12 protein-coding genes are annotated in these 26,845 nt (G+C 65.4%); 1 reads left to right on the top strand and 11 read right to left on the bottom strand.

Annotation, left to right across the window (positions count from 1 at the left end):
• Positions 1-79: 79 nt before the first annotated feature.
• Complete coding sequence (locus tag AC5PZ0_RS08075; RefSeq protein WP_493854645.1) at positions 80-10,906, top strand: peroxidase family protein; 10,827 nt, start codon at positions 80-82, stop codon at positions 10,904-10,906.
• Between the two features lie 171 nt (positions 10,907-11,077).
• On the opposite strand, the gene AC5PZ0_RS08070 is transcribed toward AC5PZ0_RS08075, so the two are convergent.
• The 11 genes from AC5PZ0_RS08070 to AC5PZ0_RS08020 form a co-directional block, all read right to left on the bottom strand.
• Positions 11,078-11,374, bottom strand: coding sequence for a chorismate mutase (locus AC5PZ0_RS08070; RefSeq protein WP_493854644.1), 297 nt, complete (start codon positions 11,372-11,374; stop codon positions 11,078-11,080).
• Positions 11,375-11,431: 57 nt separating this feature from the next.
• Entirely contained in the window at positions 11,432-12,217 is a 786-nt protein-coding gene (locus AC5PZ0_RS08065; RefSeq protein WP_099429819.1) for an ABC transporter ATP-binding protein, read from the bottom strand.
• Positions 12,218-12,228: 11 nt separating this feature from the next.
• Complete coding sequence (locus tag AC5PZ0_RS08060) at positions 12,229-12,984, bottom strand: ABC transporter permease (protein WP_493854643.1); 756 nt, start codon at positions 12,982-12,984, stop codon at positions 12,229-12,231.
• A gap of 10 nt (positions 12,985-12,994) precedes the next feature.
• Entirely contained in the window at positions 12,995-13,747 is a 753-nt protein-coding gene (locus AC5PZ0_RS08055; protein ID WP_493854642.1) for an ABC transporter permease, read from the bottom strand.
• 362 nt (positions 13,748-14,109) lie between these two features.
• Complete coding sequence (locus AC5PZ0_RS08050) at positions 14,110-16,557, bottom strand: TonB-dependent receptor plug domain-containing protein (protein WP_493854641.1); 2,448 nt, start codon at positions 16,555-16,557, stop codon at positions 14,110-14,112.
• 141 nt (positions 16,558-16,698) lie between these two features.
• Entirely contained in the window at positions 16,699-18,942 is a 2,244-nt protein-coding gene (locus AC5PZ0_RS08045; RefSeq protein ID WP_493854640.1) for a TonB-dependent receptor, read from the bottom strand.
• Positions 18,943-19,324: 382 nt separating this feature from the next.
• Positions 19,325-20,383, bottom strand: coding sequence for an ABC transporter substrate-binding protein (locus AC5PZ0_RS08040; protein ID WP_027593764.1), 1,059 nt, complete (start codon positions 20,381-20,383; stop codon positions 19,325-19,327).
• Positions 20,380-21,444, bottom strand: coding sequence for an ABC transporter substrate-binding protein (locus tag AC5PZ0_RS08035; protein WP_186678656.1), 1,065 nt, complete (start codon positions 21,442-21,444; stop codon positions 20,380-20,382). The genes AC5PZ0_RS08040 and AC5PZ0_RS08035 overlap by 4 nt, the downstream gene beginning before the upstream one ends.
• Before the next feature lie 18 nt (positions 21,445-21,462).
• Positions 21,463-22,614 (bottom strand): LLM class flavin-dependent oxidoreductase, encoded by a 1,152-nt coding sequence (locus tag AC5PZ0_RS08030; RefSeq protein WP_099429813.1) that lies wholly within the window; start codon positions 22,612-22,614, stop codon positions 21,463-21,465.
• A 498-nt stretch (positions 22,615-23,112) separates the two neighbouring features.
• On the bottom strand, positions 23,113-24,972 hold the full coding sequence (locus AC5PZ0_RS08025) for an ABC transporter ATP-binding protein (RefSeq protein WP_493854639.1): 1,860 nt from the start codon (positions 24,970-24,972) through the stop codon (positions 23,113-23,115).
• Entirely contained in the window at positions 24,965-26,740 is a 1,776-nt protein-coding gene (locus AC5PZ0_RS08020) for an ABC transporter ATP-binding protein (protein ID WP_493854638.1), read from the bottom strand. The genes AC5PZ0_RS08025 and AC5PZ0_RS08020 overlap by 8 nt, the downstream gene beginning before the upstream one ends.
• Positions 26,741-26,845: the final 105 nt, after the last annotated feature.

The raw sequence follows: 26,845 nt of genomic DNA, 5'->3' as shown, positions 1-26,845 counted from the left end.
GCGCACGTCAGTACTGACTGGGCGCGGGATGGACCCTGTTGCCCTGTGTCTTTCTCCCGATAGATCGAGGGCAATCTAAATGGCCAATTTCAGCAAGTCGGACCTGGAGTTCATCCTCAAGCAGATCTTCATCGCCGAAGCCCACGCCAAGGGCGCCAATCTCATCGATCTGCTGCCCAACAGCCAGGTGCCGTTTGGCTTGCGCACCGTGGACGGCAGCTACAACAACCTGGTGGCCGGGCAAAGTGAGTTCGGTGCCGCCGACAATTCCTTCCTGCGTTTGCTTGATGCGTCGTACCGCGCGGCCTATGCCGGCACCGGCATGGTGGTCGACGGGCAGCCGCGTACCATCAGCAACCTGATCGTCGACCAGACGCCGAACAACCCCGCCGCCGTCGAAGCCAATGGCGGCGCGGCGCCGGTGATGAGCCCTGGCCTCGATGGGGTGTTCGGCACTGCTGACGACAAGCCCGTGTTCTTCATCCCCAACCAGTCTGCAGACGCGGGCCTGACGGCCGGTTTCAACGCCTGGATGACCTTCTTTGGCCAGTTCTTCGATCACGGCTTGGACCTGGTGACCAAGAGCACCACCGACATCGTGTTCATCCCGTTACAGCCGGACGACCCGTTGTACGTGCCCAACAGCCCGACCAACTTCATGGTGCTGCCACGTGCCGTGCGCACGGCCGGCGCGGACGGTGTGCTGGGCACGGCCGACGATGGCCAGCCCAACACCACCTCGCCGTTCGTGGACCAGAGCCAGACCTACAGCTCGCACCCCTCGCACCAGGTGTTCCTGCGCGAGTACATGCTCAACGCCGCGGGCGACCCGATCGCTACCGGGCGGCTGATCACCAACCGCGATCTCGGCGCCGACGGCAAGTTCGGCACGGCCGACGATGGCAATGGCGAAAATGGCGGCATGGCCACCTGGGCCGTGGTCAAGGCCCAGGCCCGCGACCTGCTCGGTATCAACCTGACCGATGCCGACGTGCACAGCGTGCCGCTGCTGGCGACCGATGCCTATGGCAACTTCCTGCGCGGGCCCAATGGCATGCCGCAGGTGGTAATGCGCGTCAGCAATGGCGCCGATGGGGTTGCCGGCACGGCCGATGACGTGACCCAACTGGTCGAGGGCAATCGCGCCGCGCCGATCAGCCTGGCCAATGCTGTCAGCACCGGGCACGGCTTCCTCGACGATATCGCCCACAACGCCGCGCCCGTGGTGGTCGGCGGCGTGCTGCAGGCCGACGGCGACACCGCGGTGGGCAATGCGCAGCTGGTGGGCCCAGGTGGCAACAACCTGACCTACGACAATGAACTGCTCGACGCCCACTACATCGCCGGCGACGGCCGGGTGAACGAGAACATCGGCCTGACCGCCGTGCACCACGTGTTCCACTCCGAGCACAACCGCTTGGTCCAGCAATCCAAGGACACCATCCTCGCCGCAGGCGACCTGGCCTTCCTCAACGAATGGCTGGTGGATGACGTTGCCGCGCTGCCGACCACACCTGCCGCGATCGCCGCGCTGGTGTGGGATGGCGAACGCCTGTTCCAGGCCGCCAAGTTCGGCACCGAGATGCAGTACCAGCACCTGGTGTTCGAGGAGTTCGCCCGCACCATCCAGCCGCAGATCGACGAGTTTCTGGCGCCCAACGGTTATGACACCTCGATCAACCCGGCCATCCTCGCCGAGTTCGCCCACGTGGTGTACCGCTTCGGCCACTCGATGCTGACCGAGACCGTCGACCGCTTCGACCCCGAGTTCAACCCCGTTCTTACCGACCCCAACAACCCCGACCAGCAGCTTGGCCTGATCGCTGCCTTCCTCAACCCGCTGGCATTCGCGGGCAGCGGGGCGACGGCCGATGAAGCGGCAGGGGCAATCATTCGCGGCGTGACGCGCCAGGTCGGCAACGAGATCGATGAGTTCGTTACCGAAGCCCTGCGCAACAACCTGCTGGGCCTGCCGCTCGACCTGCCGGCGCTGAACCTTGCCCGTGGGCGCGACACCGGCATCCCCTCGCTGAATGAGGCGCGCCGTGAGTTCTATGCCGCGACCGGCGACAGCCAGCTCAAGGCCTACATCAGTTGGGTCGACTTTGCCGACCACCTCAAGCACCCGGCATCGCTGGTCAACTTCATCGCCGCCTACGGCACCCATGCGACGATCACCGGGGCGACCACGCTGGCCGACAAACGTGCCGCCGCCATGGCCTTGGTGTTCGGGGGCGATGGCTCGCCGCTCGACCGCCTGGACTTCCTCAACGGCACCGGCGCCTGGGCCAACGTGACCCGGGCCGGCAAAGACGGCGTGCTGGGCACTGCGGACGACGTGAGCGGGGTGACCATCACCGGCGTCGACACCATCGACTTCTGGGTCGGTGGCCTGGCCGAGCAGAAGATGCCGTTCGGCGGCATGCTGGGTTCGAGCTTCAACTTCGTCTTCGAAACCCAGCTGGAGGCGCTGCAGAACGGCGACCGCTTCTACTACTTGTCGCGTACAGCGGGCCTGAACTTCGGCACGGAGCTTGAAAACAACTCCTTCGCCAAGCTGATCATGCTCAACTCCGACGTCACCCACCTGTCCAACACGGTGTTCCTGACGCCGACGTTCACCCTCGAAGTGAACCAGGCCAACCAGTTCACCGGGCTGGGTGCCGACGGCAAGGCCGACCCTACCGGCGGCATCATGATCTACGGCCAGGAAATCGTCCCGCTGGTGATCCGTGACAACCCGGATACCGTGGGCCCCGACAGCAACTACCTGCATTACACCGGCCTGGACCATGTGGTTCTGGGAGGCACTGCGGGCAATGACATTATCATCTCCAGCGAGGGTGACGACACGCTCTACGGCGACGGCGGCGATGACCGCCTCGAAGGGGGCGCCGGCAATGATGCGGTGCTGGGTGGCGCGGGCGATGACATCATCACCGATTCGTTCGGCGACAACCGCCTGGAAGGCAACGCCGGCAACGATGTAATCGTCGCCGGCAGCATGGGCGTTGCCGGCAACCTGATCCTGGGCGGTGATGGCCAAGACTTCATCATCACCACCGAAGACATCAGCACCACGTTCGGCGGCCAGGGCGACGACTTCATCCTCGGCGCCAAGACCAACCTGCCGCCCACCGGCAACGAAGGCGATGACTGGATCGAGAAGGGTACCCAGGACGGTGCGCCCGGCGACAACTTCGCGCCGCTGCTGGGTGACGAAGTGATCGGCAACGACATCTTCGTCGGCGGTGGTGGCTTCGACGAGATGATCGGCGAAGGTGGCGATGACATCTTTGTCGGCAGCGATGCCCAGGACAAGATGGACGGCATGTCCGGTTTCGATTGGGTCACCTACAAGAATGACCAGGTCGGCGTCACTGTCGACCTGAGCCTGGCCGCGCTGGCGCAGCCCCATGGCAACGCGCCTAACCAGAACGCCGGCGTGTTCAACCCGGTCGGCGCCTCGCCGGCCTCGATCCTCGACCGCTTTGCCGAAGTCGAAGGGTTGTCCGGTTCCAAGTTTGGCGATGTGCTCAAGGGTGACGACGTCGATGCAGTCACCATCCTCAACCACGGCGGTGCCACTGGCAGTGCGCTGACCAATGTGGCGCTGATCCACGGGCTGCAGCAGTTCCTGGCTGACGCTGGTTTGCCCACCACCGGCTTTGCCACCGGCAACATCATCCTCGGTGGCAATGGCAGCGACCTGATCGAGGGCCGCGGCGGCGATGACCTGATCGACGGCGACAAGTGGATCAACGTGCGCATCGCGGTGTATGCCGCCGGCGACGTCAACCATACCGGGCCGGAAATCGCCAGCTTCGACAGCATGGTCGACATGATCCCGTTCATGCTCGACCGCACCTATAACCCAGGCCAGCTCAAGGCCGTGCGGGAAATCCTGCCGGGCACTTCGACGGGTGGCGCAGCGTTCGATACCGCTGTGTTCTCCGGTGTTCAGGCCGACTATGTGGTTACCCAGAACAACCGTGGCACAGCCGATGTGTCGGACGATGTGTGGACGGTGACCGACACCGTTGCCGGGCGTGACGGCGTCGACACCCTGCTGCATATCGAGCGCCTGCAATTTGCCGATGGCCAGCGCGTGCTGGTGACCGGGGTGAATGCGCAACCAACCGGCAGCCCGACTGTCACCGACAACAACGCTGGCGCGATCACCGTGGGCGACATGCTGACCGTGAGCATGGCCGGGGTGCGCGATGGCGACAATGTGTCGCTGACCAATCCGCAAGGCGTGCTCAACAACACCTCGGTGTCCTACTACTGGCAGTTCGAAGCGGACCCGGGCAGCGGTGTGTTTGAGGACATCATCCTGCTGCCGGCCGGCGACCTGGCGTTCCAGAGCGCCGATGGCACGGCGTTCAAGGTCTCGCCAGACCTTGCCGGGCTGTCACTGCGGGTGAAGGCGATTTACCAGGATGCGCACGGCACCACTGAAGTGCTGTTCTCGCAACCCACGGCCGTGGTCGAGGCGGGCGCCCCCGTGGTGCCGACCGCGCCGACGCCGGTGGTTGATGCCAGCGAAGGTGGCGCAGGCCTGCACATGGTCCGTTCCGACCTCAACTTCATCCTCGCGCAAATCAAGATCGCCGAGGCTGATGCCGCCGGGCAGGACATCCTCTCGCTGATACCCAACATTCGTGCACCCCTGGGGCTGCGAGCAGTCGACGGTTCGAACAACAACCTGATGAACCTCAACGGCATCAACAACACCCAGTTCGGGGCGGCCGATAATGTCTTCCCACGCCTCACCGACCCGGTGTTCAACCCCGCTGAAGGCGCGCCTGCCGGCTTCTTCGGCCCAGGCTCGCCGGCCATTCCAGGGTCGTCCTACCAGCAAACCAGCGGCGCAGTGTTCGACTCGCAGCCGCGCACCATCAGCAACCTGATCGTCGACCAGACCTCGAACAACCCGGCCGCCTATGCCACGGCCTATGACCCTGGCGCCGACGGCGTGCTCAACTTCGGCACGCCGGGTAACGACGATGTGCTCAAGGATGGCGTGCGGGTCGTCGCCAGCCCCGGCCTGGACGGGCAGTTCGGCACCAATGACGACCACGACGTGTATCTGTTCGAGAACACCACGGCGGATGCCGGGCTGTCTGCGCCGTTCAACGCCTGGATGACCTTCTTTGGCCAGTTCTTCGACCATGGCCTGGACCTGGTCACCAAGGGCGGTTCGGGTACCGTGTATATTCCGCTGCAACCGGATGACCCGCTGTATGTGCCGGGTGGCAACACCAACTTCATGGTGCTGACCCGAGCCACCAACCAGCCAGGGCCGGATGGCATTCTCGGCAACGCCGACGATATCCATGAGCACAGCAACACCACCACGCCATTCGTGGACCAGAACCAGACCTACAGCTCGCACCCGTCGCACCAGGTGTTCCTGCGCGGCTATCAGATGACGGACCATGGCCCCGTCGCCACGGGCCGGTTGATCACCAACCGCGACCTGGGCGCCGATGGCAAGTTCGGCAGTGCCGACGACAGCGAAATCGGCGGCATGGCGACCTGGAAAGTGGTCAAGGCGCAGGCCAATGACCTGCTCGGCATTCACCTCACCGATGCCGACGTCAACAACGTTCCGCTGCTGGCGACCGATGCCTATGGCAACTTCATCAAAGGGCCCAATGGCTACCCGATGGTGGTCATGAAGGGCGCCGATGGCCTGGGCGGCACGGCGGATGACGTGCTGGTCGAAGGCAACCCGTTGGCGCCGATCGACTTGACCAACGCCGTACGCACGGGGCACGAGTTCCTTGCCGACATCGCCCACAATGCCGTGCCAGTCTTCAACGGCGGTGTGTTGGCACCCGATGCCGGTACCCAGGTCGGCAACGCCGTCCCGGTCAATCCGCAGACCGGCGCCAACCTGGCCTACGACAACGAGTTGCTGGATGCGCACTACATCGCGGGCGACGGCCGGGTTAACGAAAACATCGGCCTGACCGCCGTGCACGCAATCTTCCACGCCGAGCACAACCGGCTGGTGGCGCAGACCAAGGACACCGTGCTTGATTCGGGCGACGTGGCCTTCCTCAACGAGTGGCTGCTCAACCCGGTCAACGCGCTGCCGGCCAGCCAGGCAGAGATCGATGCACTGGTGTGGAATGGCGAGCGGTTGTTCCAGGCGGCCAAGTTCGGTACCGAGATGCAGTACCAGCATTTGGTGTTCGAGGAGTTCGCCCGCACCATCCAACCGCGTGTCGACCTGTTCTTCGCCCCGACCCAGGTGTACGACGTCGACCTCGACGCCTCGATCGTCGCCGAGTTCGCGCACACCGTGTACCGCTTCGGCCACTCGATGCTGACCGAGACCGTCGACCGTTTCGACATCGACTTCAACGTGGTCAAAGACCCCTCCAGCGCCGACCCCGACCAACAGTTGGGCCTGATCGCCGCGTTCCTCAACCCGCTGGCGTACGCCGCCAGTGGCGTCACCCCCGAGGATGCGACCAGTGCCATCGTGCGCGGGGTTACCCGCCAGGCCGGTAACGAAATCGACGAGTTCGTCACCGAGGCGCTGCGCAACAACCTGCTCGGGCTGCCGCTCGACCTGCCGGCGATCAACATCGCCCGTGGCCGCGATGTCGGTATCCCTTCGCTCAACGCCGTACGCCGCGACATCTATGGGCAAACCGGCGATACCCAACTCAAGCCTTACACCAGTTGGGTCGACCTGGTGCAACACCTCAAGCATCCGGAGTCGTTGATCAACTTCATCGCCGCCTATGGCACGCACAGCACCATCACCGGGGCAACCACCCTGGTGGACAAGCGTGCGGCGGCGATGGCGCTGGTGTTCGGCGGCGATGGTTCGCCGCTTGATCGGCTCGACTTCCTCAACGGCACCGGGGCCTGGGCCAACGTGACACGGCCCGGCAAGGACGGCGTGCTGGGCACGGCCGATGACCTGAAGGGCGTCACGGTGACCGGTGTCGATGCCATCGACCTGTGGATCGGCGGCCTGGCCGAGGCGAAAACCCCCTTCGGTGGCATGCTCGGTTCAACGTTCAACTTCGTGTTCGAGAACCAGCTGGAAAAACTCCAGGACGGCGACCGCTTCTACTACCTGGAACGCACCGCTGGCCTGTCGATGAACGCGGAACTGGAAAGCAACTCGTTCGCCAAGCTGATCATGGCCAACACCTCGGCCACTCACTTGCCGGGCCTGGTGTTCTCGGACCCTGCGTTCTACCTCGAAGTGGACCGCAGCAAGCAGTACAACGATGGCCTGGGCAATGCCGACCCGCTGGGCGAGAACGGCCAGCAGGTGGTGTTCCGCGACAGCCCGCTGACCGCAGGGCCGGACAGCAACTACATCCGCTATGCCGGTGACGAGCACATAGTGCTGGGTGGCACCAACGGCGCCGATGTGCTCGTCTCTGGTGGAGGTGACGACACGGTCTGGGGCGATGCCGGCAATGACCGCATCGAAGGCGGCAACGGCAACGACCAACTGCGCGGCGGTGCCGGCGACGACATCATCAGCGACATGGGCGGTGACGACAATATCCAGGGCGGCGACGGCAACGACGTGCTGCACGGCGGTAATGGCATCAACCTGATCATTGGCGGTTTCGGCAACGACTTTATCGTCACCGGTGAAGACGCTTCCGAGGCCATCGGCGGCCAGGGCAATGACTTCATTCTGGGCAGCAAGGCCAACGAACAGGACATGGGTAACGAAGGGGACGACTGGATCGAGAAGGGCACCTCGGACGGTGCCCCTGGCGACAACTTCGACCCGCTCGGCAACGACCCGATCATCGGCAACGATGTGTTTGTCGGTGGTAACGAGAACGACAAGTTCAACGGCGAAGGAGGCGACGACATCATGGTCGGCAGCCTCGGCTTCGGTGACCGCTATATCGGCGGCTCGGGCTACGACTGGGCGACCTTCAAGGGGCTCGCCCAAGGCGTGACCATCGACTACAGCGACCGCTTCTTCGATGTGCCGCCGGTACCGGGTTCGGGGGCGTCGGCGCTGGTGCGTTTCGACATCATGGAGGGCCTGTCAGGCTCGGCGCACGGTGACTTCCTGCGCGGCGACAACGAAGATGCCGCCTCGCTGCCCACCGCCGGTGCCAATGGCAGCGTGCTGACCAACATCAACCTGATCAACGGCCTGGCCGATCTGCTGGCGGCTGGCGCGACGTTCTACGACGGCGGCAACATCATCCTCGGCGGCAGCGGCAGCGACCTGATCGAAGGCCGCGGCGGTGACGATATCCTCGACGGTGACAAGTGGCTCAACGTGCGCATCAGCGTACGCGCCAACAGCGATGGCACCGGCCCGGAAATCGCCTCGTTCGACAGCATGGAGCCGATGGTGCCGTTCATGCTCAACGGCACCTACAACCCCGGGCAACTGGTGATCGTGCGGGAGATCCTGAAAGGCACTGACAACTTCGACACCGCGCTGTTCTCAGGCGTGGCGACGGACTACAACGTCGTGGTCGATGGCAATACCGTGATTGTCACCGACCTGGTAGCGGGGCGTGACGGGGTCGATCGGCTGACCGGCATCGAGCGGCTGCAGTTCTCCGACCGGGCCATCGCCTCCGGTGTCGGCACGGCCGCCAACGCAGGCCCGTCGGGCCACCTGGTGATCCTCGACGATGCCACCGGCGTACGCGATGACACACCGGTGGCTGGCCAGCTGCTGCGGGTCACTGACCTGGCCGTGCATGATGCGGACAACGCCAGTGCAAGCAACCCGACCGGCGCGGTCAACGGCCCAGTGGCTTACTACTGGCAGGTCGAGCAATTGCCGGGTTCGGGGGTGTATGAGGACATCACCTTCGTCGCGGCCGGCGAAGTGTCGCGGGCCATCGGCAGCACCTACCGGGTGACCGACGATGTGGCGGGGCTGAGCATTCGGGTGCGGGCGGTGTATCAGGATGCCAAGGGCACCCTGGAAATCGTCGACTCGGCGCCCAACAGCGCGCCGAGCGCCGGGCCGGCCGTGACCGGCTTGCTGATACAGAACCAGACGCTGACGGCCAACCCGGCCACCATTGTCGATGCCGACGGCCTGAGCAACCCGCAGTTCACCTTCCAGTGGCAGTCGAACCGGGGCGTTGGCTGGGTCAACATTGCCGGTGCCATCAACAGCACCTTCGTCCTGACCCAGGCGCAGGTGGGGCAGAACATGCGGGTGGTGGTCAGCTACGTGGATGACTTCGGCGTGCACGAAAGTGTTGCCTCCGACATCCTCGACCCGGTGGCCAACGTCAACGATGCACCGACAGGCGCGGTGCTGATCAGCGACACCACACCCGACCGCGGCCAGGTGCTGACCGCGCTTACCGCTGGCATTGCCGACCTTGACGGGCTGGGTGCGTTCAGCTTCCAGTGGCAGCAAGGCAGCGGCAGCAGCTTCAGCAACATCGTCGGCGCAACGGCGGCCACCTTCACCCCGGGCTTTGCCCAGGGTAACCAGCAACTGCGGGTGATCGTGCGCTACACCGACGGCTTCGGCACGCTGGAGACGCTGACGTCGGCAGCAACCGCGCCCGTGGTGGTGCCGCCCGGTGTGACCCTGGTCGGTACCAACGCGGCCAACACCCTGACCGGTTCGGCGGGTAACGACGTGATCTCGGGCCTGGGCGGTAACGATACCCTCAACGGATTGGGCGGCGCGGACCAGCTGTTCGGCGGCCTGGGTAACGACGTGCTCAACGGCGGTGACGACCCCGACATCCTCAACGGCGACGATGGCAACGACACCCTCAACGGCGGGCTTGGTGCGGACGCCATGAACGGTGGTGCCGGCAACGACACGTTCGTGGTCGACAACGCCGGTGACACGGTGACCGAGGCGCTGAACGGCGGGACCGACCTGGTGCAGACCAGCCTGGCAAGCTACACGCTGACGGCGAATGTCGAGAACCTGACCTACACCGGCAGCAGCAGCTTCACCGGCACCGGCAACGCTTTGGCCAACACCCTCACTGGGGGGGCCGCCAACGATGTGCTCAATGGCGGTGCGGGGGCTGACCGCCTTGTGGGTGGCGTCGGCAATGACACCTACGTGGTCGACAATGCCAACGATGTGGTGGTCGAAGCGTCGGGTGCCGGTACCGACACCGTGCAGACCTCGCTGGGTACCTACACCCTGGCCGGCAACGTCGAGAACCTGACCTTTACCGGGGTGGGCAACTTCACCGCCACGGGCAATGGGCTGGCCAACCTCATCAACGGCGGGGCAGGTAATGACACGCTCAATGGTGACGGCGGCAACGACATCCTCAATGGCAACGCGGGCAACGACACGCTCAACGGTGATGCCGGCAACGACCAGCTGTTTGGTGGGCTGGGCATCGATACCTTGAACGGCGGCGGTGGCGATGACAGCCTCGATGGCGGTGATGGCAATGACTCACTGCTGGGGGGCGCTGGCAACGACACGCTGCTGGGCGGCCTGGGCAACGACACCCTGGACGGTGGCGTCGGCGTCGATTTGCTGCAGGGTGGCGATGGCAACGACACGCTGTTTGGTGACGTCGGCAACGACACCTTGCTGGGAGGGGCCGGCAATGACTTCATCAACGGTGCCGCTGGCAACGATACGGTCACAGGTGGGGCGGGCAACGACACGATGATTGCCACTGACGGCAATGATGTCTTCCAGTTCGCTGCAGGCTTTGGCAACGACCTGATCATCAACTTCGATGCCATCGCGTCGGGCGGCCAGGACCGGCTGGACATCACCGCGCTCAACATCACGGCTACCACCTTCGCTGCCAGCGTCACCATCGCCGATGTCGGCGCTGATACGCTGGTCAGCATCGGCGCTGCCGACTCGATCCGCCTGGTGGGGGTGGCCGACGCCACGACGGTGACGGCGGCAGACTTCATTCTGGCGGGGTGAGTGGCTGAGCGTTCGTCGTCCCAGAGTCGACGCATTCTCGTGTAGGAGCAGCCTTGTGCTGCGAAGAGGCCGGTGACAGCACAGCGTATTTATGCTGCTGTCACCGGCCTCTTCGCAGCACAAGGCTGCTCCTACCGGGTTCGCGTAGGGCAGTGTTGAACCCGTCCAGGTTCACTCACGGCTCAAGGCGGCATGCAGTTTCAGCTCTTCATCGATAAAGGCCGCAATCATCGCCCGGTACACCCGTTCCACCACGTCGGGCGACGCCCCGCTATCGCTGGCAATTGCACGCACCTTGGCAATCACCTGCTCGACCCGCGCCGGTGCGCGCACATCGTCGGTGGTCTTCTTGAAAGTGGCTGCCTGGGCGACCAGTTGGCCGCGTTGGGCGAGCAGCGCGACCAGGTTCTGGTCGATGTGGTCGATGCGCGAGCGAACGTCCTCGATCGATGTGCAACGTACGTCCATGTAGGGGGCTCCATGTTGATGGGCAAGCAAGTCGACCGACATTAGCACAGGCGCAGCTCAATGCCCCACCAGCTCGCCCAGCAACCGCTGTTTGTAAGCGTGCAGCACCGCACTGTCGCGCTCACGCGGGTGCGGCAGGTCGATGTGCAGGTCCTCGCGGATTCTGCCAGGGTGGGCATCCATCACGATCACCCGGTCACCCAGGTACAGCGCCTCCTCGATGTCATGGGTGACCATGATCACGGTGCACCGCTCCTGCACCCAGATGCGCTGCAGCTCTTGCTGCAGCCTCACCCGGGTCAGGGCATCGAGGGCGCCGAGCGGCTCGTCGAGCAGCAGCACCTTGGGTTTGTTCACCAGCGCCCGGGCAATGGCCGCGCGCTGGGCCATGCCGCCGGAGAGCTGGTGCGGGTAGGCGTGTTCGTAACCGCTCAGGCCCACCAGCTCGATGTGCTCAGCCACCAGGCGGTCCTTGTGCGTGGCTGGCATGGTGTGGTTTTTCAGGGCCAGGGCGATGTTCTGCTGCAAGGTCATCCATGGAAACAGGCGGTGGTCCTGGAACACGATGCCGCGTTCCAGGCCCGGCCCGCGCACGGGTTGCTGGTCGAGCAGGATCTGCCCGTGATAGTCCTGGTCTAGGCCGACGATCAGCCGCAGCAGCGTGGACTTGCCACAGCCGCTGGCGCCGACAATGCTGACGAATTCGCCAGGTTGGATGTTCAGCTCGATGTCCTTGAGCACTTGCATCGGCTTGCCCTTGAGGGCGTAGGTCTTGCTCAGGCCACGAAGGGTCAGTGCGCCGTGGGTGGCGGTGGTGGGTAGAGCATGGGCGATGGCGTTCATGGTCGGGCCTTTCAACGGGTCGGGCGCCAGCGCAGCAGGCGGCGGGAGAGGAGGGTGCAGAGCCAGGACATCAGGTAGCCGCACAGGCCGATGCACAGCACGCAGACCACGATGATCTCCATGCGCGCGCCGGCTTCGGCGGTCATCATCAGGCTGCCGAGGCCGGCACCGGAAGACAGGAACAGCTCGCTGCCGACCGAGGTCACCCAGGCGAATGCCAGTGCCTGCAGCACGCCAGCGGCGATGCCCGGCAAGGCGGCAGGCAGCAGGATCAAGCGCAACTGTTGGGTGCGGCTGAGCATCAGCACGCGGGCAGCTTCACGGTGCTGGCCCTCGACCTGGCGCAGGCTTTCGAAGGTGTTGAGCACCATGGGGTATAAAGCCGCGAGGCTTACGATCAGCAGCTTGGCGCTTTCGCCGTTGCCCAGCCACAAGGCGATCAACGGGATCCAGCCCAGCATTGGCACCTGGCGCAGGGCATGGAACAGCGGCGCGATCAGGCGGTTGGCAGGGGCGGACAGGGCCATCAGCGCGCCCAGCCCGATGCCACCGACAATGCCCACCGCCAGGCCGGTGCAAGTGCGCACCAGGCTTGCCCACAGGTTGATCAGCAGCTCGCCGCTGCCCAGCAGTTCGACCCATGCCGACCCTACCTGCGCCAGTGGCACGAAGGCGTAGGCGCCGGCGGCGTCCTGGCGCGAGGCGTATTCCCAGGCGCCGAGCAGCAGCAATGGCAGCACCAGGCCGCGGGTATTGTGTAGCTTCATTACTGCCTCCTCAGCGGCTTTGCCAGCCAGACAAGCGCCGCTCCACGCGGCGCAGGGCAAAATCCAGGGTGAAGCCGATCACACCGGTGATCACCACCCCGACCATCACGACATCGATACGCAGCATCTGCCGGCCCATTTCGATCATCTGCCCCAGCCCGCTGTCGGCGGCCAGCAGCTCGCAGGCCACCAGCACCACCCAGGCGCGGGTCAACGCCACGCGCACGCCGGTGACGATCGCGGGCACGGCAGCGGGCAGGGCAATACGGCCGACCAATGTAGTCCAGCGCAGGCGGTACACCGCTGCGACCTCGAAGTGACTGCGCGGGATCGCGCGTACCCCTTCACAGGTGGCCAGGGCCACGGGGAAGAACGCGGTCTTGGCGACGATGACGATCTTGAAGGTTTCATCGACGCCAAACAGCAGCACGAACATCGGGATCAAGGCGATGCTGGGCACCTGGCGAAGCGTGTGGAACAGCGGTGCGCAGTAGGCCTCCACGGTGTTTGACAAGGCCAGCGCCGTGCCGAATGCCAGGCCGCCGAGCGCGCCGCCGACAAAGCCCAGAGCCAGGCGCGAAAGGCTGCCGGAAAGGTGTTCCTGCAGCTCGCCGGTGGCCAGCAGTTCGGTGAAGCTGTGCCAGACCTCAAGCGGTGGCACCAGCAGGTTGGCAGGGAACAGCCCAGCGTTGGCCAGCACGGCCCAGAGTGCAAGCAGGGCTGCAGGTGAGATCAACCAGGAGAGGAGCGAGAGCAAGCGCATGGCGGGCCTTGGGGGAGCAGACGATAGAAAGGGCTATCGCAAGAGCTGTGCCAGGCGCTGAAGGCCCGGAAATACGGGGGATGAGAATGTGGTGGTGCTGGAGCAGCACACGGCTGCTGCTCCAGCAGCAGGTCGTCAGCACTACGTGTGCTGGCTTCTTCGCGGGCAAGCCCGCTCCCACAAGTACGCAGAGTACAAAGATCGCAAGCGAGTTGCTGACCCTGTGAGAGCAACTGTCTTGAGGTGCTTGTTCTGGCCTCATCGCTGGCAAGCCAGCTCCCACAGGTGCGGCGCTAGCTTTGGAGGCTACACAGTTCGGGTGGGAGCGGGCTTGCCCGCGAAGAAGCCAGCGCGGTCGCTGATCAGAAATCGTAACTGACGCTGGTGTAGTAGAACGCCCCCTGCGCCCCCTCGGGGCTGGTGATGGAATACTTCGGCACCCCATACAGCTGCGCGCCTTCGAGCTTGTCCGGGTGGCTGTCGAACAGGTTAATCGCGCCCGCCGACAAGGTCAGGCCCAGGTCGAAGCGGTACGACACATCCAGGTCGGTCACCCACTGCGCCGCAAACGTCTGGTCCAGCGCCGGGTTGGCGGCGTTGCGGCTCTGCCATTCGCCATAACGGCGCTGGGCCACGGTGACGCTCCAGCCGTCATACAACCAGTTGGCGCTCAAGGTCAGTTTGTCCTTGGGCGTGCCGTCCTCGATCAGGCCTTGGGTGTTGCGGCCGATGATCTGGTTGCCGGGGATGCTGCCCACGTCGTCCAGCCCGGTGATACGGGTGTTGTTGCGCGCATAGCCGCCGTTGAAGTCCAGCCGGCCCCAACCGCCCAGCTCGAGCTGGTAGTGGCCGGCCAGCTCGAAGCCATCGGTGCGGGTGTCGGCGATGTTGGTGTAGAACGCCGCACTCTGGATATTGGCGTAGGGCGTGCCGGCGAAAATCGGCGTGACTACTGACGACGGCAACTGGTCGGACAAGGTGATGCGGTTGTCGATGTCGATGCGGTAGGCATCCAGCGTCACCGAGGCATTGGGCAGCGGGCGCCAGACCAGGCCCACGGAGAAGTTGGTCGACTCTTCGGGCTTGAGCGACTTGCCACCCAGCAGCGCCGCTTCCGGGCTGTCGGCCCGCAGGGTGCGCTGTTGCACCTCGACCCAGTTGCCACTGCCCGGCGGTTGCTCCACCACCTGCACGCTGAACGAGGACAACCCGCTCTGCACCAGTGAAGGCGCGCGGTAGCCGGTGCTGGCGCTGGCCCGGGCGGCGATTTCGGGGGTGAAGTCATAGCGCAGCGACAGTTTGCCGTTGGTAGTGTCGCCAAAGTCCGAGTAGTGCTCGCTACGCACCGCCACGCCGGCCTGGAATTTCTCGGTGAGCTGGGCTTCGACATCCAAGTAGGCGCCGATCACCCGGCGGTCGAGCGACACCGCATCGACCTGGGTGATGCCCGAGTAATAACCGGGAATACGCCGGCCAGAAACCGGGTCGGCGGTGTTGAACAGCGGCCCGTTGGACCAGCCGGCGGCGTCACCCTCGGTCAGGTCGAAGTTCTCCTGGCGCCAGGCCAGCCCTGCCGAAACGGTCAGTGGCTTGAACAGCCAGTCGTTGGCGAAGTCGCGTGTCCAGTCCAGGGTCAGGTTGGTCTGGTCGGCTTCGCGCCGGCCGGTGTAGAGGGTCGAGGGGCTGGCAGTGCCCCAGCTGGGGTTGATGGCGTCGCGGTCGGTGGAGTCGACGCGGTTGTTGCCGTAGTTCAGCGCCAGGTCAAAGTTGCCCAGTGCTTCATTCTCCAGGCGCAGGCCACTGGTGACGGCGAAGTCTTCCAGGCCATAGCGGGTGACTGGCAAGCGGCCGTCGGGGTAGCGCGCCAGCGCCACGCTGCCGTAGTTGTTGCGCAGGGTGGTGGGCGGGTCGAAAAAGTTCTCGGCGTCGGTGTTCTTGTGCGCGTAGGTGGCGAAGCCATAAGCGCTCAGGCCCTCGCTCAGGCCCATCTCGGCGTTGGCGGTGAAGTTGTACTGGTCCGAGACGTTGCCCGAGCCCCAGCGCCAGTTGCGGTAGCGGTTGTTCTGTTCACGTGGGGTGTCGATGCTGGTCGAGCCGGGGTAGAACAGGCGGTTGTCGTCGCGCGTGTCGCTGGCCGGGTCCTGGCTGCCAGCGTCGAAGGCCAGGGTAAGGAAGCCGTCGTTGGGCAGGGCAAAGCCTTTCCAGCCGCTGGGCTTGCGTTGCAGGCCATCGCCTTTCTTGTAGCCGCCGAAGCGGTAGCCGACGTTGCCGCCGTCGTCGCGTTCCTTGAGGACGATGTTGATCACCCCGGCGATGGCGTCCGAACCGTATTGGGCGGCGGCGCCATCGCGCAGGATCTCTACCCGCTCGATGGCCGACAGTGGGATCAGGCTGAGGTCCACTGCCGCCGCGCCACGGGCGTTGACCAGGCCTTGGCGGGTAACGTTGGCGCTGGTGTGGCGGCGCTTGCCGTTGACCAGCACCAGCACCTGGTCGGAAGCCAGGCCGCGCAGCGAGGCGCCCTGGGCGATGGAGCCGGCAAAGGCGCCTTGTGGCGATTGCGGGAAGCTGAACGACGGTGACAAGGCCGTGAGCGCGGCGGACAGGTCGCTGGCGCCGGTTTCCTGCAGTTTTTCGCCACTCAGGACGTCGACGGGCGCAGCGCTTTGCAGGGCGGTGACGTCGCTGCGGTGGGTGCCGACCACGACCACGGTGTCGAGGTTGGTGGCGGGTTCGGCGGCGAATGCGGGCACGGCAAGGCTGCCGATGGCCAGGGCGATGGCGCTGGCCAAGGGGGTGTGGTGGGGCATAGTGGGTTCCTGCTGGAATAGGTGTTGTCAGTGCTGACGTCTTCGCGGGCAAGCCCGCTCCCACAGGAACCCCATTGTGTTCAGGGGAGGTGTTGAACCTGTGGGAGCCGGCTTGCCGGCGATAGGGCCTTGCACGGTGACTTAGAAGCGACTGGTGACACTCAGCCCGACCGTGCGTGGGTCGCCATAGGTGATCACGTACTGCCCGGCAGTCCCGTTAGGCCGGCCATGCACCTGGTAGCGGCGGTCGGTCAGGTTGTTGACGAAGCCGGTCACGCTCAGCTTGTCGTCGGGGCTGAACCAGGTCAGGCGGGCGTTGGCCAGGGTGTAGTGGGGCTGGCTGAGGGTTTCGTCAGCGCTGCTCTGGCGGTCGGCAAGGAAGTATTCCTTGTCGCGGAAACTCACGTCGCCGCCGGCCACCAGCTTGCCGCCGACCTGCAACGGAAAGGTGTAGTCGGCACCCAGCGACACCACGTTGCGTGGCGAGCGCACGAAGCTGTTGCCGCTGTAGTCGCCGGTCACCGCGCCAGTGGTGGGGTTGGTGTTCTTGAAGTCGGTGTATTCGGTGTCGAGGAAGGACACCGCCGCACGCACGTGCAGGCGGTCGGTCGGCTGGCCTTCGATCTCCAGCTCCGCACCTTTGACCGTGCCCTTGGCGCCGTTGGTCAAGGCGGTGGTGAGCACGCCGTTGTTGACCGTCAGCAGGTTCACCTGAATGTCCTTGTAGTCGTAGTAGAAGACGTTGGCGTTAACCGTCAGGCGGCGGTCGAACCACTCGGATTTCAGGCCCAACTCGTAGGCATCCAGCTCTTCCGGGTCCACTGTGGTCAGCTGTGCAAGGCTGGTCGATAGCCCGGTGTTGAAACCACCAGAGCGGAAGCCATGGGCATAGCGGAAGAACACCCGCAGGTTGTCGTTGATGCGGTACTCGGGGGTCAGGTCGTAAGTCCAGGCTTCCCAAGTCTTGTCTTCCTGACGATTGCCGTTGGTGCCCACGCCTGCCAGCGGGATCAGCGGGCCGTTGGCGGTGGCGCGGGTCAACTGGGTCAGGTCCAGGTCGATGTCTTTTTTCTCCTGGGTCCAGCGCAGGCCACCCGTCACGCTGAAGTCATCGGTGAAGTCGTAGGTCAGGTTGCCAAACAGCGCGTAGCTGTCGGTGCGGTGGTCATAGCCCAGGTCGCGCAACGCGGTGGTGCCGACCTGGTTCGAACCGGTGCCGTTGGGTGTCGGGCCCGGGGTGACGATGCGCTGGGCCGCGCTGTCGAGGTCCTCATGGAAGTAGTGCGCGCCGGCCAGCCAGTGCAGCGGGCGGTCTTCCGGCGATGCCAGGCGCAGCTCCTGCGACCACTGGCGGTAGCTGTTGTCGGTGATCGACGCGCCGTTGACCTCGTACGGGGTGTAGTCGGCGTCGCTGGTCGAGCGGTTGCGGATGTAGTCGTAGGCGCTGATCGAGGTCAGGGTGTAGTCGCCCAGGTACCAGTTGAAGGTCAGCGACGCGCCGTCGTGGTCGAGGCGGTAGTCCTCGTTGACGTTGAGCGAAATGTCGCGGCCATTGGGGCGCTCGTAACCGACGTTGTAATAGCGGCCCACCGGCAGCGCGCCGTTGCTGCCATCGCCCTTGAACTGGCGGCTGTGCAGCTTCAGCAAGGCGTCCAGGTCGGGGTTGAGCTGGGCGAGGAACTGCAGGCGGATGGCTTTTTTGTTGACGTCGCCATAGGTGTTGCCGTCGAAGTCGTTGTGCTGGAAGCCATCGCGTTCTTCGGAGTACAGCGACACCCGGCCGGCCAGTTTTTCGTCCACCAGCGCGCCGCCGATGGCACCGGTGAGGATCCGTTCGTTCTTGCTGCCGACGCCGACCGTGCCGTAGCCGTCGGTGTCGAAGGTCGGCTTCTTGGAGATCACGTTGACCGCGCCCGCCGTGGTGTTCTTGCCATACAGGGTGCCCTGCGGCCCGCGCAGGATCTCGATGCGTTCGAGGTCGAACAGCGGACCGCCGCCGGCGATCGGTGCGTTGAGGTAGACGTCGTCGGCGTAGATGCCCACTGGGTAGACCGTCGCGGCGCCGGTGTCACCGGTGCCCAGGCCACGGATGTACCAGCGCGGCCGGCCATCGCCGTCGGGGTTCTTGGCCGAGGCGTTGGGCACGAAGGTGGTGATGTCGCCCATCGAGCGCACGCCGTCTGCAGTGATGCTGGTGCCCTTGATCGCCGACACGGCGACCGGGACTTCCTGCAGGGTCTGTTCGCGGTGCTGGGCCGTGACGGTGACGGTTTCCAGGGCGGGCTCGGTCTTGGCGTCTTCGTTGGCGGCGACGGCCTGGCCGCCGGTGCCGGCCAGCAGCAGCGCGAGGCTGATCTGGCGGGCCAGTGGATGGAGCTGGTGCATGGTGAATCTCCCCGTATGTAAAGCGTTGTTGGGGAGAGCTAGAGCAGGGACTGTGCCATGTTTGTAAGATGTTGAATTATATGAATTTAATTGGATTTTTAGGGGGCTGTTGCCGGTAGGGCAGCAGTGGGGTGCTTGGCGGGTGCTGCTGGGGCAGCAGCGTTTGGTTGAGCATGTTGGGGCCGCGTTGCGGCCCTATCGCCGGCAAGCCGGCTCCCACCCGAACTGTGTAGCCTCCAAGGCTAGCGCCGCACCTGTGGGAGCAACTGTCTTTGAGGATTTTTTTGAAGTTGCTCCCACAGATACGCCGCAGGCCAGGAAGCTGCGGTGAACCTGTGGGAGCGGGCTTGTCCCGCGAATGGGGCGCATAGCACCCCCAGGGTCACACAGCCAACCGCGAAGTCGAGCCGATCACACGCTCCAGCACGCTGAAGTCGATCCACTCCCGCACATCGAACCGGCGCGGTATGAACCCCCACCTGAACAGGAACTCGGTAAAGTCCTGCAGCGCATCGATCGAGCGGCTGTCCAGGGTCGTGCGCAAGCGCCGGTGGGCATCGTCGCCATAAGCCGCCGCCACCCAGTACTCGCTGGTGTTCAGCTCACGGGCAAGAAAGCGCCGGGTCTCTTCCGGGTTGGCCCACGCCCACTGCTCGGTGCGCAACACCGTGTCGACCAGTGTACGGCTGGCATCGAAGTGCTCTTCCAGCAAATGCCGGTCCACGGTCAATGTGCGCGGTGTGCCGTTGTTGCTGCGGATCAGCGGGTCGGGGTGGCTGCCGGTATCGACGACTACACGCAGGCCAAACTCGTGGGCCAGGTGCACCGCATGGGCGCCCTTGAGGAAGATCGCGTCGATGTCGCCGCGCAGCAGGCCGATCAGTTCGTTGTTGCGGCGGCTGAAACGGCTGGTGTCCAGGCTCACTTCGGCGCCATACAGGTGCTGCTTGGCGTCGTCGCTGTAGGTACCGCCGTAGGGGTAGTCGACCAGTTCGACATCCGCCACGCTCAAGCCTTCGAGCTTCAGCGCGTTTTCCAGCCCGCGCAGGGCCTGGGCGCGGGTGAAATCGATCTGCACATTGGCCCACTTGGGCAAGCCGAAGCGACGGTTTTTCAGGTCGCGGATACTGCGCACACCGCTTTCTTCGGTGGTCAGGATCAGTTGCACTTCATCGCTCCACGACAACCCCAGCACGCGGGTCTCGACACCACTGGCGTAGGCCCAGATTGCTGGGATGTTGCCGCCGTGGCGTACTGAGTTCTGCAGGTGGTGGTCGTAGTGGGCTTCGCGCACTTCCCGCTCGCTGGATTCGCGCAACGACTGGATGTTGGTGCCGAACGGCGCAAAGGCCTCGGCCAGGCGCCCGGATTGCACGGCAATGCCGAGGCCGGTGGGCACGGGGCTGTGGGTGTACCAGAGCGTTTCCAATGGCTTGGTCATGGGGTAACGGGCTTCCTGTCCAGGGGAGTGGGGGCCAGCAAGTGGTCCAGGGGTTGGCGGGCGATCCAGTCACGTACCTCGAACCGGTTGGGGATGAAGCGCCAGCGTTTGAGAAATTCTACAAAATCCTGCAGGGCGTCGATGGCCTGGTCATCCAGGCGGGTGCTCAGGCGCAGGTGGGCATCGGCGCCGTACGCGACCGTGACCCAGTATTCGCTGCTGTTGGTTTCACGGGCCAGGTAGCGGCGGGTTTCGTCCGGGTGCTGATGGGCCCAGCGTTCGGCGCGCAGTACGGACGACAGCAGGGTGCGCACCACCTGCGGGTGTTGCGCCAACAGGTGGCTGTCCACGGCGAGGGTGCGCGGCGTGCCGTTGTTGCTGCGGATCAACGGGTCGGGGTGGCTGCCGGTGTCTATGACCGTGTGCAGGGCAAAGGCATGGGCCAGTTGCACGGCGCTCGCGCCCTTGAGAAAGATCGCATCGACCTCGCCGCGCAACAGCCCGGCCAGCTCCAGGTTGCGGCCTTCGCTTTGCGTGCTGGACACCGGTGTACCCGCCACATTGCGCACCGGGCGGTCGCTGAAGGTGCCGTCGTAGCGGTAGTTGACCAGCGCTACGTCGCCCACTTGCAGGCCTTCGAGTTTAAGGGCGTTTTCCAGCCCGCGCAGGGCTTGCGCGCGGGTGAAGTCGATTTGCGCCGAGGCCCAGTCGGGCAGGCCGAAGCGCCGGCCCTTGAGGTCCTTGACCGTGTGGATGCCGCTGTCCGGGCGGGTCAGGATCAACTGCGCTTCATCGGCCCAGGACAGGCCGATCACACGGGTTTCGCGGCCTTGCGCGCGGGCCCAGATGGCCGGGATGCTGCCGCCGTGGCGGACCGAGTTGAGCAGGCTGTGGTCGAAATGCGATTCGCGCACGGCCTGCTGGTCGGCTTCGCGCAGGGATTGTACCTGGGTGCCAAGGCTGGCCAGGTCATCCTGCAGCCAGCCTTGCTGCACGGCGATGCCCAGGCCAGTGGGGACTGGACAGCGGGTGTACCAAAGGGTGTCGAGGGGTGTGCTCATGTTCCGGCTCCGTCGGGTTCAGGCGCTGGCCTTCAAGGGGGGGGTGGCGGCAGCCTGTTGCACCAGGGGCAGCACTTCCTGGCCGATGCGCAAGGCTTCTTCCAGGTGCGGGTTGCTGGCCAGAATGAACGTGCTGAAACCCGCATCACGGTATTCGGCCAGGCGCTCGGCGATGTTCTGGTGGCTGCCCACCAAGCCCACGGTCGGGCCGGGCTTGGCCTTGGCGAAGCCGGCCCACAGGTTGCGCGCCAGGATCAGTTCGTCGAAGCCTTGCAAGCCTTGGTGATAGGCCGCCTGGCGAGCGCCGCCGACCGAGTCGGAGCCGGTCACGAAGCCCTTGGCCGAGGCGCTGGCCTTGCCTTCCAGGCGCTCGAACTGCTGGCGCAATTCCCGCCACGCCTGTTCCTCGGTCTCACGGGCGAACAGGTCGACGCGCAGGCCGAAGCGCACGGTGCGCCCTTGTTTGTCGGCCAGTTCCCTGACCCGCTCGATGTGCGGTTTGAGCGTGTCGATCGGCTCGGCCCAGTTGAGGTACACATCGGCGTGGCGCGCCGCCACGTCCAGCGCTGCATCGGAAAACCCGGAGAAGTACACGCCCGGTTTGCGCTCGTGTTGCAGGCCAGGTGGCAGGCTGCCGTTTTCCAGGCGATAGATGTCGCCGTCGTAGGAAAATTTGTCCTGCGCCCACAGGCCCTGGATCACGTCGAGGAACTCACCGGTGCGCTTGTAGCGCAGGTCATGTTCGAGGAAGTCGCCGTTGGCACGCTGGCTGGCCGGGTTGCCGCCGGTGATGATGTTCCAGTCCAGCCTGCCGCCGCTGAGGTTTTGCAGGATCGCGGCCTGCTGGGCGGCATAGGCGGGCAAGGTCCAGGTGGCCTGGAACGCGATCAGAAAGCGTATGCGGCGGGTTTCGCGGGCCAGCGCTGCGGCAGCGATCCACGGCTCGGGGCCGGTGGGCAGCAAGGCACCCTCGAAACCTGCCAGCTCGGCGGCCTTGGCCACCTGGGCGATGTAGTCGATGTAGGTAAAGCCGTCGCTTTCGCCGTTGGGCAGGCGACCGGGGGCGATGTTGCCGGGGCGGTGCTGCGGGTTGCCACGGTTGTGGCGGTCGGTGGACAACTGCGGGCCATCGGTGCCCAAGGGCAGGCGCCAGAAAAATTCGGTGGTCATGGGGGCTCCTGAAGGGGAGGTTGTGCGGATGGGGAGGGTGGTGCAACGGCTGTGCCATGCGTGGTGTTGGGCTTGCGTGGCGGGGGTTTGTGGGTCAGCAGAGGGGTGGGGTGCTGCTGTGGCAGCAACCGGGAAGCAGTGGATGCTGGGAGAGCAGCATGGGGGCTGAGGGGGGCAGGGCTTGGGTTTTGCGGTGCCTGGGAGATCGAGCGCCGCCCGCGCGGCGCATCGCGAGCAACGCTCGCTCCTACGTTTGTTTCGGGCCAATCATTCCTGGGGCAAACGCGCGCGACCGCCTTGGCGCATGGCTCGGTATCGCGTCGAAAAAACAAGGCGTTCGCGCGCGCCTGTCACAGGCGTTATTGGCCGAAAACAAACGTAGGAGCGAGCGTTGCTCGCGATGCGCCGCGCGGGCGGCGCTCGATCTCCCAGGCGCTGCACCTCCCAAACCTTACACCTGGCGGCGCTCGATCTATCAGGCGCCGCACCTCACAAGCCTTACACCTGGCACGACTCGCCCCTCTCGGCCACAACCTCCCCGGCACTGCGCAGGTAGGCCTCATACAACGCCGCATAAGCCCCCCCACGCTCAATCAGCTCGGCATGCGCCCCTTGCTCCACTACCTGCCCATGGCGGACCACGGCGATGCGGTCGGCATCGCGGATGGTCGCCAGGCGGTGGGCGATGATGATCGCCGTGCGCCCTTGGCACAGCCGCCGCAAGGCCTGCTGGATACGCCGCTCGGTGTGTACATCCACCGCCGAGGTGGCCTCGTCGAGCACCAGTACCGCCGGGTCGGCCAGGTAGGCACGCACCAGGCACACCAGTTGCCGTTGGCCATGACTCAGGTGCGCGCCCAGGGGCCCGACTTCGGTGTGGTAGCGCTGCGGCAGGCGCTCGAGCACTTCGTCTGCCCCCAGTTCGCGGGCGGCTGCCACCAGGCGTGCATCGTCGGCACCGGGTGCCGCCAGGCGCAGGTTGTCGAGGATGCTGCCGCTGAACAGCACGTTGTCCTGCAGCACCACGCCGACGTTGCGCCGCAGGTCATGCTGGGCCAGTTCGCGCAGGTCGATGCCGTCCAGTTTCACGGCGCCGCGTTGCACTTCGTAGAAACGCGTCAGCAACTGCACCAAGGTACTTTTGCCATGCCCGGACGGGCCGACGATGGCCAACACTTCACCGGCGCGGATGTGCAGGTCGAGGCCATCGATCACCGGGCGCGGGCCGTTTGGGGTGTAGGCGAAGCCCACCTGCTCGAAGTCCACCTGGCCGCGTGCCCTGGCCAGCGGGCGGGGTGATGGCGGGTTGAGTACCTGTGGGCGGGTGTCGAGCAGCAGGAAGATCCGCTGCGCCGACGCACTGCCGGTGGCATAGCGCTCGAACAGGTCCGACAGCTCTTGCAGTGGCCCCAGGAACAGGAACACGTAGAACAGGCTCTCGGCCACCTGGCCGACAGTGACCTTGCCTTCGGCCAGGCCGTGGGCGCCTACCAGCAGCAATACAGCCATGCCCGCCGTGCTCAACAGTGCCGTGAACGGCGCGAACCAACCGGCGCGCAGGCTGCCACGGATCAGAGCCTGGTTGAAGTCCTCAAGCAGGCGCCGGTAGCGCGCCTGGTTTTTTTGCTCTTGGCCACATTGCTGAATCAAGCGCACGCCGCTGACGCTCTCGACCAGGTGCGCGGTGAAGCGGCTGCGCTGTTCGGCAACCTTGGCCCAGTTGCGTTGCGACACCCGTTTGAAGCGCCAAGTGGCCAACGCCAGCAGTGGCACCGTGGCGGCCAGGCTGTAGAAGAAGCTCGGCTCGATGCGCCACAGCATCACCGCCGCCAGGCCGCAGCGCAGCAGGGCGCCGAGCAGCTCTGGCGGGCCTTGCACCAACAACGGTTCGAGCGCATCGACATCACGGTCAACGCGGGAAATGATGCGCCCGGCGCGGGTCTGGTCGAAGTAGCTCACCGACAGCGCCTGCACGTGGGCAAACACCTTCACCCGCAGGTCGTTGAGCACGCGGATCGCCGCCCGCCCGGCAATGAACTGCGACACGCCTGCCAGCAGGAAACGCCCCAGCCAGCTGGCCGCCAGGCCCAGGCCCAGCCACAGCACCAGGCGTTCGTCCAGCAACCAATGATCAGCGCTGGCCACCAACCCCTTGTCGAGCAGCTCGCGAACGAACCAGGGCCGCAGGAACACGGTGAACACCAGCAGCAGTTCGATGCCGATCACCGCCAGGATCTGCCGGCGAATGGGCCGCAGCAGCGGCAACAGGCGGTGGAACATGCCACGGTCCAGGGCCTGGCGCGCCAGGTGCTGCTCGATCTCGATATCGCTGGGGGCCTTGTTGGGTGCATTACTCATGGTCGATCCCCAGCAGGTCGCGGTAGTGGGCATTGTTCGCGCTCAGCTCGGCATGGCTGCCACTGGCGCTGATGCGGCCGTTTTCCAACATCAGTACCCGATCGGCCAACAGCAGGGTCGAAAGGCGGCTGGTGATCAGCAGCAAAGTCGGCCCCTGGCCCGTGTCGCCGCGCAGGCGGCGGATGTTGTGCAGCACTTGGTGCTCACCCAGGGCATCCAGGGCGCTGGTGGCGTCGTCCAGGCACAGGATGTCTGGCGCACCGAGCAGTGCGCGGGCCAGGCACAGGCGTTGGCGCTGGCCGCCGGAGAGGGTCACGCCACGGTCGCCCAGTGGCGTGTCGAGGCCATGGGGCAAGCGTTCGAGTACATCGTCTGCCGCCGCCAGGCGCAGCCCTTCGCGCAACTCAGCGGCGCTGGCATCGGCTGCCGCCAGGCGCAGGTTGGCCGCCAGGCTGTCAGAGAACAGGAAGCTTTCTTGCGGCAACACCTGGACGCGTCGGCGCAGGTCGGCCAGGTCGAGCGCGCGCACATCCTGCCAGCCCACGGCGTCACTGCCGACCAGCACGGCGCCGCCTTGCACGTCGGCCAGGCGCGGCAGCAGGCTGGCCAGCAGGCTCTTGCCGGTGCCCGTGGCGCCGACCAGTGCCACCACCTCGCCGGGCTGCAGGGTCAGCGAGCAGTCCTGCAAAATGGCGCGCTCGCCCGTGGGGGCGCTGACGCGCACCTGGGCCAGTTTCAGGCCCAATGGCCCAGGGGGCAGGGTGGCCTGGCCGCCAAGGATCGCCGGTTGCTCGTCCAGCAGTTGCCAGATGCGCTCGGCACTGGCGCGGGCATCGGCGAAGGTCTGCATGACCCGGCCGATGCCTTCGATACGGAACACCAGCGTGGTGGCCACCAGCAGCGAAGTGACCAGCTCGCCGATGCCCAGCGTGCCCGCCGCCACGCGATGGGCGCCGTACACCAGGATCCACACATGCCCCAGCGCCACCACCGCCTGTGGCAGCGGGATGCGTGAGCTGGCATAGGCCAGGGCCGCGCGCGCGTTGCCGGTGAACACGCCAACCTGGTGGGCGAACCGCTCGATGCGCTGGCCCTCCAGGCCGAACGCCTTGATCACGCGCACGCCACCGATGCCTTCTGCCAAGTCCTGGCTGACCTGGTCGTAGGCAGCGCCCACGGCGCGATCGAGCGTAACCAGGCGATCGGTCTGCACGACGAACAGCCACAGCCCGGCCCCGGTCAACAGCAGCGGCACCAGGCCGAGCAGTGGGTCATACCAGCTCAGCAGCCCCACGGCAGCCATCACCACCAAGGGGGTTTCGATGATCTGTCGCCAGAAGGTGATCAGCGCATCGCGCACCTTGTCGGCGTCGCGGGTGGTGCGGGTGACCAGTTCACCCATGCCGTGGCGCCAGTGGTAGCCCAGGTGCAGGCGCTGGACCTGCATGAGGATGCGCTCGCGCAGGCGCGTCAGCAGCGCCTGGCTAAGCACCAGCGACAGCACCGCGGCGGCGTATTGCAGCACACCACGGCCCAGGGCGATGGCCAGCAGCAGCCATAGCCAGTGCCAGGCCACGGCGGCATCCAGGTTGCCGTCGGGCAGGCGCACCACGGCGCGGCCAGCGCTGACATCGTCGACCGCGTGGCCAATCAGCCATTGCTGCCAGACCAGGCCAAGGTTGCCGGCGATGTACAAGGCGGTCACGAGGGCGAAGCGCCAGGGCATTTCACGGTAGATGGCCAGGGCGCGAAGAAGAGGGTGGTTCATGTAGAGGCTCGGTACTGGGGCTGCTGCGCAGCCCATCGCAGGCAAGCCAGCTCCCACAGGTACGGTGGCGTGGCTTGGTGTGTGGGCGCTGGCTTGCCTGCGATG

It is taken from the genome of Pseudomonas sp. 5.2 (assembly GCF_059025405.1).
This window is presented reverse-complemented; position numbering and strand designations above follow the sequence as displayed.

Bases quoted from the DNA above. Each gene is read 5' to 3' on its own strand.
- AC5PZ0_RS08075 (WP_493854645.1), top strand. From the start codon at position 80: ATGGCCAATTTCAGCAAGTCGGACCTGGAGTTCATCCTCAAGCAGATC.
- AC5PZ0_RS08070 (WP_493854644.1), bottom strand. From the start codon at position 11,374: ATGGACGTACGTTGCACATCGATCGAGGACGTTCGCTCGCGCATCGAC.
- AC5PZ0_RS08065 (WP_099429819.1), bottom strand. From the start codon at position 12,217: ATGAACGCCATCGCCCATGCTCTACCCACCACCGCCACCCACGGCGCA.
- AC5PZ0_RS08060 (WP_493854643.1), bottom strand. From the start codon at position 12,984: ATGAAGCTACACAATACCCGCGGCCTGGTGCTGCCATTGCTGCTGCTC.
- AC5PZ0_RS08055 (WP_493854642.1), bottom strand. From the start codon at position 13,747: ATGCGCTTGCTCTCGCTCCTCTCCTGGTTGATCTCACCTGCAGCCCTG.
- AC5PZ0_RS08050 (WP_493854641.1), bottom strand. From the start codon at position 16,557: ATGCCCCACCACACCCCCTTGGCCAGCGCCATCGCCCTGGCCATCGGC.
- AC5PZ0_RS08045 (WP_493854640.1), bottom strand. From the start codon at position 18,942: ATGCACCAGCTCCATCCACTGGCCCGCCAGATCAGCCTCGCGCTGCTG.
- AC5PZ0_RS08040 (WP_027593764.1), bottom strand. From the start codon at position 20,383: ATGACCAAGCCATTGGAAACGCTCTGGTACACCCACAGCCCCGTGCCC.
- AC5PZ0_RS08035 (WP_186678656.1), bottom strand. From the start codon at position 21,444: ATGAGCACACCCCTCGACACCCTTTGGTACACCCGCTGTCCAGTCCCC.
- AC5PZ0_RS08030 (WP_099429813.1), bottom strand. From the start codon at position 22,614: ATGACCACCGAATTTTTCTGGCGCCTGCCCTTGGGCACCGATGGCCCG.
- AC5PZ0_RS08025 (WP_493854639.1), bottom strand. From the start codon at position 24,972: ATGAGTAATGCACCCAACAAGGCCCCCAGCGATATCGAGATCGAGCAG.
- AC5PZ0_RS08020 (WP_493854638.1), bottom strand. From the start codon at position 26,740: ATGAACCACCCTCTTCTTCGCGCCCTGGCCATCTACCGTGAAATGCCC.